General features: G+C 65.1%; 11 protein-coding genes. 7 read left to right on the top strand and 4 right to left on the bottom strand.

Features of this window, described 5'->3' with window-relative positions:
• The first annotated feature begins 80 nt into the window (after positions 1-80).
• Both NLM31_RS24250 and NLM31_RS24255 read left to right on the top strand, forming a co-directional pair.
• Entirely contained in the window at positions 81-716 is a 636-nt protein-coding gene (locus tag NLM31_RS24250) for a class I SAM-dependent methyltransferase (protein ID WP_254131750.1), read from the top strand.
• Positions 717-922: 206 nt separating this feature from the next.
• Positions 923-2581 (top strand): hypothetical protein, encoded by a 1659-nt coding sequence (locus NLM31_RS24255; protein WP_254193914.1) that lies wholly within the window; start codon positions 923-925, stop codon positions 2579-2581.
• A 43-nt stretch (positions 2582-2624) separates the two neighbouring features.
• Here NLM31_RS24255 and NLM31_RS24260 read toward each other — a convergent pair whose 3' ends face one another.
• The 3 genes from NLM31_RS24260 to tpiA form a co-directional block, all read right to left on the bottom strand.
• Positions 2625-4256 carry a CTP synthase gene (locus tag NLM31_RS24260; RefSeq protein ID WP_254131752.1) on the bottom strand — a complete coding sequence of 544 codons (1632 nt, stop codon included), beginning with the start codon at positions 4254-4256 and terminating at the stop codon, positions 2625-2627.
• A 166-nt stretch (positions 4257-4422) separates the two neighbouring features.
• The gene (gene secG / locus NLM31_RS24265) at positions 4423-4812 is read right to left on the bottom strand and encodes a preprotein translocase subunit SecG (protein ID WP_254131753.1); all 390 of its coding nucleotides are present in this window, start codon (positions 4810-4812) and stop codon (positions 4423-4425) included.
• Between the two features lie 138 nt (positions 4813-4950).
• On the bottom strand, positions 4951-5706 hold the full coding sequence (tpiA, locus tag NLM31_RS24270) for a triose-phosphate isomerase (RefSeq protein ID WP_254193915.1): 756 nt from the start codon (positions 5704-5706) through the stop codon (positions 4951-4953).
• A gap of 222 nt (positions 5707-5928) precedes the next feature.
• Here tpiA and NLM31_RS24275 point away from each other — a divergent pair, with 222 nt between their 5' ends.
• Genes NLM31_RS24275 through moaC form a run of 4 tightly spaced genes read left to right on the top strand, consistent with a single transcriptional unit; the run spans position 5929 to position 10213 of the window.
• Positions 5929-7827: a SurA N-terminal domain-containing protein gene (locus NLM31_RS24275; protein WP_254131755.1), complete on the top strand. Its 1899-nt coding sequence runs from the start codon at positions 5929-5931 to the stop codon at positions 7825-7827.
• Positions 7828-7841: 14 nt separating this feature from the next.
• On the top strand, positions 7842-8855 hold the full coding sequence (gene trpD / locus NLM31_RS24280; RefSeq protein ID WP_254193916.1) for an anthranilate phosphoribosyltransferase: 1014 nt from the start codon (positions 7842-7844) through the stop codon (positions 8853-8855).
• A 7-nt stretch (positions 8856-8862) separates the two neighbouring features.
• Positions 8863-9684 (top strand): indole-3-glycerol phosphate synthase TrpC, encoded by an 822-nt coding sequence (trpC, locus tag NLM31_RS24285; protein ID WP_254193917.1) that lies wholly within the window; start codon positions 8863-8865, stop codon positions 9682-9684.
• Position 9685: 1 nt separating this feature from the next.
• Entirely contained in the window at positions 9686-10213 is a 528-nt protein-coding gene (moaC, locus tag NLM31_RS24290; protein ID WP_254193918.1) for a cyclic pyranopterin monophosphate synthase MoaC, read from the top strand.
• 9 nt (positions 10214-10222) lie between these two features.
• Here moaC and NLM31_RS24295 read toward each other — a convergent pair whose 3' ends face one another.
• A complete protein-coding gene (locus NLM31_RS24295) occupies positions 10223-10387 on the bottom strand; it encodes a Flp family type IVb pilin (RefSeq protein WP_254131759.1) in 165 nt (54 codons plus the stop codon).
• A 323-nt stretch (positions 10388-10710) separates the two neighbouring features.
• Between NLM31_RS24295 and NLM31_RS24300 the strand changes: the two genes are divergently transcribed.
• Positions 10711-13431, top strand: coding sequence for an EAL domain-containing protein (locus tag NLM31_RS24300; protein WP_254193919.1), 2721 nt, complete (start codon positions 10711-10713; stop codon positions 13429-13431).
• Positions 13432-13465: the final 34 nt, after the last annotated feature.

Genomic DNA, 13465 nt, shown 5'->3' on the forward strand with positions numbered 1-13465 from the left:
GCTGTCGCAATCTGCTCCCGCGACAGTGCATCCGCCTCACCTCTGATCCCAGGAGGCGCCATCGAGATGCCGGAGTGCGCATGCCCAATGATTTCCTCTCCTTCTTCCTGTCCTGGATGTCTTCGCCGCGTCGGGTCGGCGCCATCGCGCCATCGGGTGCGGCGCTCGCCGATCTCATCACGCGCGAGATCACCGAGAAGACCGGCCCGATCCTCGAGCTCGGTCCAGGCACCGGCGCGTTCACCTACAAGCTCCTGAAGCGCGGCGTCAGGCCACAGGATCTCACGCTGATCGAATACGGCTCGGACTTCATGAAGCTCTTGCAGATGCGCTTCCCCGGCGCGCGCGTGCTGTGGATGGATGCGGCGCGGCTGGCGACGGAGCGCCTCTATGACGGCGCGCCCGTCGGCGCGGTCGTGAGCGGACTGCCGCTGCTCAACATGTCGACGCGCAAGGTGATCTCGATCCTCGGTGGCGCATTCAGCTATGTCCGCCCTGGCGGCGCCTTCTACCAGTTCACCTATGGCATGAGCTGCCCGATCCCGCGTCCGGTGCTCGATCGTCTCGGCCTGCGCGCAACGCTGGTGGACCGCGCCTTCCTGAACGTGCCCCCCGCCGCCGTCTACAAGCTGACGCGTCGGCCGCAGATGACGCTCGTTGCGGGATCGCTGGCGCCGGCGATTTCACCGCCGGTCTCAGCGGAAGCGGATTGTTAAACCGGCCGCCTCCCCGATCGCAACGCTTCGCGCAGAGCTTACCCGGACGTGGGCGCGAAAGACGCAAGGCAAGCACGGGCTCAATAGCGCCCGGCCACTGTTCTTGATATTGTCGCGGCGCGGTCTTCCGTCGGCCGGCGCGGACGCCCAAGGTACGCCCAAGGCAAACGGCGGCGCGGCCGACACGATCAAGGGAGGCACAACCAATGACCTATTTTGATCTCGGACCGTACAGCCGCAAAATCACCACGTCGTCCCCCGATGCCCAACTCTGGTTCGACCGGGGGCTCAACTGGGTGTTCGGTTTCAACCACGGCGAAGCGATCAAGTGTTTTCGCAAAGCGCTCGAATCCGACGGAAACTGTGCGATGGCGCATTGGGGCATCGGCTACGCCGCCGGCCCCAACTACAACTTGCCCTGGGTTCGCTATGACGCACACGGCCGACAACTGGCACTCGCGGCATCTTACGACGCGACGCAGGAGGCGCTCGCGCATGCGGGCAAGGCAAGCCCAATCGAGCAAGCACTGATCCGCGCCTTGTCTGCGCGCTATCCCCAGCGCGATGCAATCGACGACATGGCGCCGTGGGACAAGGCCTTCACGCACGAGATGCGCAAGGTCTTCACGACATATTCCGATGATCTCGATGTCAGAGCCATCCTCGCCGAAGCGATCATGAACGAGACGCCGTGGCTGATGTGGGACCTTGCCACAGGCAAACCCACCATGGGAGCCGGCACCGAGGAATGCAGGATGGTACTCGAACAGGCCTTCGACAGAATGCCGGCGGCGTGGGATCACCCGGGGCTTCTACACCTCTACGTCCATCTCATGGAGATGTCGCCGGTCCCGCAACGGGCGATGCGGGCCGGTGACCGACTGCGTGCGATCGTTCCCGACAGCGGGCATCTGATCCACATGCCGACGCATCTCGATGTGCTGTGCGGGCAGTACAACGACGTACTGCTCTATAACCAGAAGGCGCTGGCGACGGATCGAAAATTCCTCGCTTATTCGGACGATCCGGGTGTCTATCTGGTCTACGTCATTCACAATTTCCACTTCGCAATCTACGGTGCGATGTTCCTGGGCCAGTACGCTCCCGCCATTGCGGCAGCCGAGGAACTCATTGCGAGCGTGCCCGAGCCAGTGCTGCGCGTTCAGTCGCCGCCGATGGCGGACTTCCTGGAAGGCTATCTGACGATGAAGCAGCACGTTCTCGTGCGCTTCGGCAAATGGAACGACATCATTGCTCAAAAGCTGCCGGAGGATCGCGAGTTGTACTGCTCGGTGACCGCCATGATCCACTACGCCAAGGCGGTGGCTCACTCGGCGCTTGGCCACATCACTGAGGCCGAAAACGAAAAAGCACTGTTCACGCAGGCGAAGACGCGGGTGCCGGAGAGCCGGCTCGTGCACAACAACAAGGTCGTGAACCTGCTCGCCGTGGCCGAAGCCATGCTGAATGGCGAGCTGGAATATCGCAAAGGCAACTACGACATGGCATTCGCGGAGCTGCGCAGTTCGGTCGCGCTCAGCGACGCCCTGCCCTATGACGAGCCCTGGGGATGGATGCAGCCGCCGCGCCACGCACTCGGCGCGCTGCTTCTGGAGCAGGGCCGGATCGAGGAAGCCGAAGCGGTGTACCGTTCCGACCTTGGCCTCGATGGAAAGCTAAGCCGTGCCTGTCAGCATCCGGACAATCTGTGGTCGCTTCACGGATTGCACGAGTGCCTGGTGCGGCGCGGCGACAAGGCCGAGACACCGCTGATCAGGCAGCGGCTTGATCTCGCTCAGGCGCGGGCGGAGGTGCCGATCAAGGCTTCCTGCTTCTGTCGCAGGATGGACGTTGCGGCCGCGTAGCGACCGCGCGAGTCATAATGATTTTTGGAAACAGCGGAGCCGGCTAGACCAGCCGGCTCTGCTTCGCCGCCGCTGCGATGAACGAGGCGAACAGCGGGTGCGGCTCGAACGGCCGCGACTTCAGTTCGGGGTGGAACTGGACGCCGATGAACCAGGGGTGATCCTCGTACTCGACGATCTCCGGCAGCACGCCGTCAGGCGAGAGGCCGGAGAATTTCAGGCCGTGCTGCTCGAGGCGGTCCTTGTAGGCGGTGTTGACCTCGTAGCGATGGCGATGGCGTTCCGAAATCTCGGTCGCGCCGCCATAGACCTGCGAGACGCGGCTGCCGCGATTGAGCGCGGCGGGATAAGCGCCAAGCCGCATAGTGCCGCCGAGATCGCCGGCCTGCGAGCGCTTCTCGAGCTCATTGCCGCGCAGCCATTCCGTCATCAGGCCGACCAGCGGCTCCTTGGTCGGACCGAACTCGGTGGAGTTGGCCTCCTCGATGCCGACGAGGTTTCGCGCCGCCTCGATAACAGCCATCTGCATGCCGAAGCAGATGCCGAAATACGGCACGTCGCGCTCGCGCGCGAACTGCGCCGCCTTGATCTTGCCTTCCGCGCCGCGCTGGCCGAAGCCGCCCGGCACCAGGATGCCGTTGACGTGCTCGAGGAACGGCGCCGGATCTTCCTTCTCGAAGATCTCGCTCTCGATCCAGTCGAGATTGACCTTCACCTTGTTGGCGATGCCGCCATGCGAGAGCGCCTCGATCAGCGACTTATACGCATCCTTCATGCCGGTGTATTTGCCGACGATGGCGATGGTGACATCGCCCTCGGGATTACGGATACGCTCGTTGATCTGGTGCCAGCTCTTGAGCACCGGCGGGATGCGCGATTCGATGCCGAAGGCGGCGAGCACTTCGTCGTCGAGGCCTGCCGCATGATAGGCTTCGGGCACGGCGTAGATGCTGTCAGCGTCGCGCGCCTCGATCACGGCACTCTCGCGCACGTTACAGAACAGGCCGAGCTTGCGCCGCTCTTCCTTCGGGATCTCGCGATCGGTGCGGCAGAGCAGGATGTCCGGCTGGATGCCGATCGAACGCAGCTCCTTCACCGAGTGCTGCGTCGGCTTGGTCTTCAGTTCGCCCGCGCTCGGGATGTAAGGCAGCAGCGTGAGATGGATGTAGATGGCGTGATCGCGCGGCAGCTCGTTCTTGAGCTGGCGGATCGCCTCGAAGAACGGCAGGCCTTCGATGTCGCCGACGGTGCCGCCGATCTCGACCAGTACGAAATCGTAATCGTCATTGCCGGAGAGGACGAACTCCTTGATCGCGTTGGTGACGTGCGGCACCACCTGGATGGTCGCGCCGAGATAATCGCCGCGGCGCTCCTTCGAGATGATGTCCTGGTAGATGCGCCCCGTCGTGATGTTGTCCTGCTTTGTCGCAGGCCGCCCGGTGAAGCGCTCGTAGTGACCGAGATCGAGATCGGTCTCCGCGCCGTCATCGGTCACGAACACCTCGCCGTGCTGATACGGCGACATCGTTCCGGGATCGAGGTTGAGATAGGGGTCGAGCTTGCGGAGGCGGACCTTGTAGCCCCGGGCCTGCAGCAGGGCACCGAGTGCCGCTGAAGCCAAACCCTTGCCGAGCGAAGAAACCACGCCGCCGGTGATGAATATGTACCGCGCCATGGGACCTAACCTCTAATCCCTCGAATCCGATTCGCCAAAGCGATTCGTATTCCGCCCCAAAGAATCTGCGGGCCTGTGGGTGAGCCAAAACTAAGTGTGGTGACAGTGCCTTGATGGGGATTGTTGATGCAGGACGGTAGCCTCCGCCCTGCATGGCCCCCCTGCTTTATTGCGAGCGAGGCACCTGCGGGCCGCTCGGCGCTGCCGGGGCCTGCTGCTGCTCGTCCGCCTTCTTCAGCGTATCCAGAATACCGCCCGACGTCGGCGCGGTGATCGGGTTGGCGCCGCCCGGCTGGGTCTGCGACGCCGGTGTGCCGATGATCGAGGACGGCGCGCGGTTGTAGCCGGCGTACCAGGACAGGAACAGGCTGGTCAGGAAGAACCCGGCAGCCAGGATCGCGGTGGTGCGCGACAACAGATTCGCGGTGCCACGGCTCGACATGAAGCCTGCGCCTCCGCCCATGCCGAGGCCGCCGCCTTCCGACTTCTGGAGCAGCACGGCACCGATCATGACAGCAACGATCATGAGGTGGATGACGATGACAACAGTCTGCATAGTATCCTTCCGTCACAAGCCGACAGCGCCGAGACGGCGGCCGATCGCGCTTCGCGGGTTTTCCTGAAGTTGCGCGGTGTTACACGATCGGAAGTGGCTTTGCCACCCCCGATCGGACACGGCCGCGCTTTCACTTAGCTAGGGGCAACCTTTGGCGATCGCAAGGAAATCGGCTGCTTTCAGGCTGGCGCCGCCGACCAGCGCGCCGTTGACGTTTTTGACCGCCATCAGCTCGGCTGCGTTCGACGGCTTGACCGAACCGCCATAGAGGATCCGCATCGCGGCCCCATCAGCCTTGAACCGGGAGGTCAGGAGTTCCCGGATAAAGCCATGAATCTGCTCGACATCCTTGGCCGTGGGGGTCAGGCCCGTGCCGATCGCCCAGACCGGCTCATAGGCCACGACCAGGTTGGCGGCCGTGGAGCCGTCGGGAAGCGAGCCGTTGAGCTGGCCGCGGACGATGTCCAGGGTCTGGCCGGCATCGCGCTGGGCCTGGGTCTCGCCGATGCAGACGATCGCGACCGCTCCCGCCCGCCAGGCCGCTTCCGCCTTCTGCCGGATCAGCGCATCGCCCTCGCCGTGGTCGGCGCGACGCTCGGAATGGCCGACGATGATGGCGGTCGCACCCGCATCCGCCAGCATTTCGGCCGCGATATCGCCGGTATGGGCGCCGGAGGCCTTGGGATGGCAATCCTGGGCCCCTACGGCCACCTTCTTGCCGCGCGCCTTGTCCGCAAATGCCGCGATCAGGGTCGCCGGCGGGCAGACCAGCAGATCGGCCTTGCCGGCCACCTCTGCCGCGCCATTGAGCATGGCGTCGAATTCGGCGGCCGCGGCCTTCAGGCCGTTCATTTTCCAGTTGCCGGCAATCAGCGGTCGGATGGCGTCGGTCATGTCAATGTCCAGCAAATTGAGGTTTGTGCATGCGCTAGCAGAGGTACTGCCGCAGTTCCAGAGACCAGGGACCTTTAACCGCAGATTCGAAGGCCGGCCTGACCTGAGGTTGCGGGGGGAAAGGTGCCACTTTATGATGGCATATCAATTTGGTGACGCGCTTCTGCGGAATCTGCATTAAGACGCGCTCCCGTTCCCCTCCTGCCAAACAAGTTGGACCAAATGCTTCGAGGAATGCGCAAGGCCTCATCAAACTGGGTCGGCAAGACCATCATGGCCGTCGTGATGGGCGTGTTGATCATCAGCTTCGGCATTTGGGGTATCGCCGACATCTTCAAGGGCTTCGGCCAGTCCACGGTGGCCAAGGTCGGCCACACCGAGATCTCGCTGAACGAGTTCCGCCAGATCTACACCGATCGGCTCCAGCAGATCGGGCGCCAGTTCGGCCGCCCGCTGACGCCCGAACAGGCGCGCGCATTCGGCCTTGACCGCCAGGTGCTCCAGCAGACGATCGCGGAAGCCGCCCTCGACGAGAACGCGCGGCGGCTCGGGCTCGGCCAATCCGATGAGCAGATCCGCGAACTCATCATGAACGACCCGAACTTCAAGGGCGTCGACGGCAAATTCGATCCGAACCGCTTCCAGGGCCTGATCCGCAATTTTGGCTACACCGAGCAGCGCTACGTCGCCGAGCAGCGCAAGGTCGCGCTGCGCCGGCAGATCACCGGCACGATCGGCGCCGGCCTCGAGCCGCCGAAGGCCATGCTCGACGTCGCAACCCGCTTCCAGAACGAGCAGCGCGCGATCGAATTCGTCCGGCTCGACACCGCGCAAGCAGGCACGATCGAACCGCCCTCGCCCGAGGCCCTCGCCGCCTATTTCGAGGACCACAAGGTCCAGTTCCGCGCGCCCGAATATCGCAAGATCGTCTTCGCCGTGATCTCGCCCGAGGAGATCGCCAAGTGGAGCGACGTCTCCGATGACGACGCGAAGAAACTGTTCGATCAGCGCAAGGACCAGCTCTCCACGCCGGAGAAGCGCCAGATCCACCAGATCGTATTCCCGAACGTTGCCGACGCACAGGCCGCGCGCGAACGCCTCGCCGGCGGCCTCTCCTTCGAGGACCTCGGCAAGGAGCGCGGATTGAGCGCCACCGACGTCGATCTCGGGCTCGTGGCCAAATCCGCACTCGAACCCGCCGTCGGTGATGCCGCTTTCGCGCTTCCCGCAGGCGAGATCAGCCAGCCGATCCAGGGCCGTCTCGGCGTCTCGATCGTCAAGGTCGACAAGATCGAGCCGGGCGCCGAGGCCGACTACGCCAAATTTGCCGCCGACGTGAAGCGCCAGATCGCGGCCGAGCGCGCGCGCGTCAAGGTCGGCGAGCTCCGCGACAAGATGGAAGACGAGCGCGGCGCCGGCACCAGCGTCGCCGATGCCGCGCAGAAGCTCGGGCTCACAGCCGTGACCATCGATGCCGTCGACCGCTCCGGCCGTGCGCCGAACGGGCAGACCGTTGCCAACATTCCGCAGGGCCTCGATGTGGTGTCGCAGGCCTTCAACAGCGACGTCGGCGTCGACAACGATCCGATCTCGTTCAAGAACGGCTATGTCTGGTACGACGTGCTCGCCATCACGCCGTCGCGCGACCGCAACCTCGACGAGGTTCGCGACCAGGTCGAGGCCCGCTGGCGCCAGGACCAGATCGCCACCAAGCTGAAGGCCAAGGCGACCGAGATGGTGCAGAAGCTCGAACAGGGCGGCAAGCTCGCTGACGAGGCGGCTGCGATCAACGCCAAGATCGAGACCGCGAGCGGCTTCAAGCGCGACGACGCGCCGGCCGGCGTGCCCGCGAACATCGTCGCGGCCGCTTTCCGCACCGCCAAGGATGGCGTCGGACAGGCGCCCGTGACCGGTGGCAGCGAAGTCATCGTCTTCCGCGTGACCGACATCGTCGATCCCGCGGTCGATACCGCCTCCGACGCCGTCAAGAAGATGAAGGACGGCATTGACCGCTCGCTGACCGACGAGCAGGTTGCCTCCTACGTCAACAAGCTTCAAACCGACATCGGGACCAGCATTAATCAGGCCGCCTTCGCGCAGGTGACCGGCGCGAACCAGTGAGTTGAAAGCACGCGATGGACGACCTGAAATCGATCATTGGAAAAGTGGCGACCGGCGCCAGCCTGTCGCGTGACGAGGCAGCATCCGCCTTCGACGCCGTGATGTCCGGCGAGGCCACGCCCTCGCAGATGGGCGGCCTGTTGATGGCGCTGCGCGTGCGCGGCGAGACCGTGGAGGAGATCACCGGCGCGGTCGCGGCGATGCGCTCCAAGATGCTCACAGTCGACGCGCCCGCGGACGCCGTCGACATTGTCGGCACCGGCGGCGACGGCTCCGGCTCGGTCAACGTCTCGACCTGCGCGTCGTTCATCGTCTCGGGCACCGGCCTGCCGGTCGCCAAGCACGGCAACCGCGCGCTGTCCTCGCGCTCGGGCGCGGCCGACGTGCTGGCCTCGCTCGGTGTGAAGATCGACCTCAAGCCCGAGCAGGTCGGGCGCTGCGTGCGCGAATGCGGCATCGGCTTCATGTTCGCGCCAGCTCATCATCCTGCGATGAAGAACGTCGGCCCGACCCGGGTCGAGCTTGCCACCCGCACGATCTTCAACCTGCTCGGCCCCCTGTCCAACCCGGCCGGCGTGAAGCGGCAGATGGTCGGTGTGTTCTCGCGGCAATGGGTGCAGCCGCTGGCGCAGGTGCTGAAGAATCTCGGCTCCGAATCCGCCTGGGTGGTGCACGGCTCCGACGGGCTGGACGAGATCACCCTCACCGGCCCGACCTTCGTCTCCGCGCTCCATAATGGCGAGATCCGGAACTTCGAGGTGACGCCCGAGGACGCCGGCCTGTCGCGCTGCGAGCCCGGCGCGCTGAAGGGCGGCGACGCCGATGCCAATGCGGTCGCGCTGCAAAGCGTGCTCGACGGCAAGCCGAGCCCCTATCGCGACGTCGCGCTCCTCAACGCCGCCGCCGCACTCATCGTCGCGGGCCGCGCCAAGGACCTCAAGGAGGGCGTCGCGATCGGTGCGAAATCGCTCGACAGCGGTGCGGCAAGTGCGCGGCTGAAGCATCTGATCGCGGTCTCGAACAGCTGAGCCTGTCATGTCTGATATCCTGACCAAGATCGAAGCCTACAAGCGCGAGGAGATTGCCGCAGCCAAGCGCGCGCAGCCGCTCGCGGCGGTGGAGGCAAAGGCCAAGGCGCAAGGCGCGCCGCGCGGCTTCGTGCGCGCGATCAAGGCCAAGCATGCCAATGGCGACTATGCGCTGATCGCCGAGGTGAAGAAGGCCTCGCCGTCCAAGGGGCTGATCCGCGCCGATTTCGATCCGCCCCTGCTCGCCAAGGCCTATGAGGCGGGCGGTGCGGCTTGCCTGTCGGTGCTAACCGACGCGCCGTCGTTCCAAGGCCATCTCGACTTTATGGTGGCGGCGCGCGCGGCGACCTCGCTGCCGGTGCTGCGCAAGGATTTTCTGTTCGACACCTATCAGGTCGTCGAAGCGCGTGCCCACGGCGCCGATTGCATCCTCATCATCATGGCCGCGCTCGACGACGCCACCGCCAAGGACCTCGAGGACACCGCAATCGCCTACGGCATGGACGTGCTGATCGAGATCCACGATCGCGCCGAGCTCGAGCGGGCGCTGAAGCTGCGCTCGCCGATGATCGGCGTCAACAACCGCAATCTGCGCACCTTCGAGACGACGCTCGCGACCAGCGAGACGCTGGCGCCGCTGATCCCTGCGGAACGGCTGATGGTCGGCGAGAGCGGCATCTTCACGCCGGCCGATCTCGCCCGGCTCGAGCGCGTGGGCATGTCGACCTTCCTGGTCGGCGAGAGCCTGATGCGGCAGGCCGACGTCACCGCGGCGACGCGCACGCTGCTCGCGCGCGAGACCAAGGCCCGCGCCACGGGCACGCGCTGATATGGCGCGCAAGCCGTCCAAAACCAAACCAAAGCCCAAGCCGTCGGACAAGGCGAGCCCTGCCCTCACCCATATCGGCGCCTCCGGCGAGGCGCGGATGGTCGACGTCTCGGACAAGGTCGCGACCGAGCGGCTGGCCGTCGCCGAAGGGCGCGTCGTCATGGAAAGGGCGACGCTCGACCTGATCGTCTCCGGCAATGCCAAGAAGGGCGACGTGCTCGGCACCGCGCGTATCGCCGGAATCATGGCGGCGAAGCGCACCTCGGAGCTAATCCCGCTCTGTCATCCGCTCGCGCTGTCCAAGGTCACCGTCGACATCGAGCCCGACGCCAGGCTGCCGGGCTGCGTGGTGCGTGCCAGCGTCAAGGTGACCGGCCCCACAGGCGTCGAGATGGAAGCGCTGACGGCGGTCTCCGTCGCCTGCCTCACCATCTACGACATGATCAAGGCGGTGGAGCGCGGCGTCCGCATCGAGGGCATCCAGCTCATCGAGAAGCTCGGCGGCAAGTCGGGCCACTACCGCGCCTGACCAAGGTTGCTACTTCAGCGACGAGCTGATCGAGCCGAATTTTGCACTGAGCTTGCTGCCCATGCCGTTGACGACGGTGATGATGGCGAGCGCGATGCCGGCGGCGATCAGGCCGTACTCGATCGCGGTCGCGCCGGATTCGTCGGCCCAGAAATTGTTCAAAGTCTTTTTCATGATCGTATCCTCTCCGCGTCGTTGTGAGCGCGGTTCGCCGGTCAGTTTGCAAATCGCGCGCCAGCGCGGCAGCGAGGACCGTCAACACGTTAGATGGTTAAGCACGGGTTGACGTCGCCGTGACCGGCAAGAACTGTCCGGCATCGTGATCGGCGCAGGCAAAACCTGCACACCTCCCGCCATGCGCATCGATCGCATTTGTATGTTGCGGTTTATGTCGCGTTAACCGCGCTTCCTAACGTCGCCTCCACATCGATCCCGTAAACCGACGGATGTTACGGGGGTCGTGAATTGACCCTGACGTGTGTACGGCAACGATCGACATGATAACGAGATACGGCAGTCGCCTCCTCGACCAGGCCTTCGTCCGCAGCGGACCGATCCGCTGGCTGGTGGTGGGCGGTACACTCCTGATCGCTGCGATCGCCGTCGGCGCGGTGCTGATGGCGCAGAATTTCCGCGAGCGCGCGCTACGCAATTCCGGCCGCGAGCTGGAAAACACCGTGCTGCTGCTCGCCCACCATTTCGATCAGCAATTGCAGGATTTCGCGGTCATCCAGAAGGATTTCGTCGGCCATGTGCGCGCGACCGGAATCACGACCGCGGAGGACTATCGCAGGCGCCTCGCCGGCCAGGATGTGCACCAGATGCTGCGTTCGAAGATCGAGGCGCTGCCTTACATCGGCGGCGTCAACATCATCGACGCCGATGGCAATGTGATCAACTCCTCGACGACATGGCCGGCCCCGAAGGTCAACGTGGCCGATCGGGCCTATTTCCGCACTTTCCGCTACGATCCGCAGGCGCCCGACGTGCTGATCGAACCGGTGTACAGCCGCATCTCCGGCGCCTGGACCATCCTGATCGTGCGCAAGGTCATGGGAGCGCACGGCGAATTCATGGGTGTTGTCGGGCGCGGCATCGAGCCGGCCAATTTCGAGAAGTTCTTCGGGTCCGTCGCGCTCGGCGAAAGTGCCACGATCTCGATGCTGCACCGGGACGGCACCCTGCTTGCCCGCTTCCCGCATTCCAACGAAATGATGGGGCACAATTTCAGGAACGGCACGTTCGAGCAGCAGAAGGTTTTCGCGCTCGATCACTTCGCCGGACGCTTCGTGAGCCCGGTCGACGGCGAGGACCGGCTGGTCTCGGCGCGGGCCCTGCCACACTTCCCGATCCTGATGATGGCGACGACCACGCGCGCAGCGGCGCTTGCCGACTGGCGCGAGCAGATCGGCATCCTGATTTCGGTCGCCGGCGCCTCTGCGCTCGCGATCGCCGGCCTCTTGATCGCGATCGTGCGCAAGCTGCTGGCGCAGCACCGCATGTCCCGTGAGCGGCTGACGCTGGAGAAGCAGCGCCTCGACCGCGCCGTCAACAACATGACCCAGGGCCTGCTGCTGTTCGACGCCTCGCAGAAGCTCGTGATCTGCAACCAGCGCTACATCGAGATGTACGGCTTGTCGCCCGAGATCGTGAAGCCCGGCTACAGCTTCCGCGACATCATCCTGCACCGCAAGGCCACCGGTTCATTCCCGGGCGACGTGGAGCAGTATGTCGCGCGGGTGCTGCGTGACATCCACGTGCGCAACTCCATGGTGGTCGAGACCGGCGATGGCCGCGCGATCCAGATCGTCAACGAGCCGCTCGGCGACGGCGGCTGGGTCGCGACCCACGAAGACATCACCGAACGTCGCCGTATCGAGGAGCGCATCACCCATCTCGCGCACTACGACGCGCTGACCGACCTGCCGAACCGCGCCATGTTCCACGAACATCTGCGCGGAGAGCTTCTCGCCATCGTCGACGGCGAAGAGCTCGCGGTGCACTACATCGACATCGACGAATTCAAGGGCGTCAACGACGCGCTCGGCCATCTCGTCGGCGACGAGCTGTTGAGGTCGGTGGCGGAGAGCCTGCGCGCCTGCGCCGGCCCCTCCGATTTCGTGGCGCGGCTCGGCGGCGACGAATTTGCGATCGTGCAGAGCACCGTGACCTCGCAGGACCAGGTCAACGAGCTCGTTGCCCGCGTCTTCGCGGCGATCCGCACGCCGTTCGACTGCATGGGCCATCATCTCACCACCGACGCCAGCATCGGCATTGCGCTGGCACCGGGACACGGCACCGCGCTGGACCAGATCCTGAAGAACGCGGACATGGCGATGTACGCCGCCAAGTCCGCCGGACGTCGCACCTTCCGCTTCTTCGAGCCGGAGATGGACGCCAAGGTGCGCGAGCGGCGCCAGTTGGAGATCGATCTGCGCCACGCCATCGCTTACGGCGGCCTCGAGGTCTATTACCAGCCCTGTCTCAGCCTCAAGGACGACCGCATCACCGGCTGCGAGGCGCTGGTGCGCTGGCACCACCCCGAGCGCGGCATGGTTTCGCCGGCTGAGTTCATCCCGATCGCCGAGGATACCGGGCTGGTCAACGAGATCGGCGAATGGGTGCTGGCGACTGCCTGCCGCGACGCCGCCGGTTGGCCCGACGACATCCGCCTCGCCGTCAACGTCTCACCGGTCCAGTTCAAGAGCGGCACGCTGGCGCTGAAGATCATGGCGGCGCTGGCCGCCTCCAATCTGCCGGCGAGCCGGCTCGAGCTCGAGATCACCGAAGCCGTGCTGATCCGCGACGACGAGACCGCACTTGCGATCCTGCACCAGCTCCGCGCCATCGGCGTCCGCATCGCGCTCGACGATTTCGGCACCGGCTACTCCTCGCTGAGCTATCTGCACCGCTTCCCGTTCGACAAGATCAAGATCGACCGCTGCTTCGTCAATGACATCGCCGGTCCCGACGGCTCCGCCAGCATCGTCCAGGCCGTGGTCAATCTCGCCAGCGCCCGCCGCATGGCGACCACGGCCGAAGGCGTCGAGACCGAGGAGCAGCAGCGGCTGCTGCGCACGCTCGGCTGCACCGAAATGCAGGGCTATCTGTTCAGCGCTGCAAAGCCCGCCGACAAGGTCATGGAGCTGTTCGCGCTCCATCGCAGCCGCCTCGCCCAGCGCGACGGCAACGAAGCGCGCCGCCGCGAGGCAAGCTAGCCGACCGGCGCGCCGCGGCGATCGCCGCAATTGC

This window comes from Bradyrhizobium sp. CCGUVB4N (assembly GCF_024199945.1).
GTDB lineage: Bacteria > Pseudomonadota > Alphaproteobacteria > Rhizobiales > Xanthobacteraceae > Bradyrhizobium.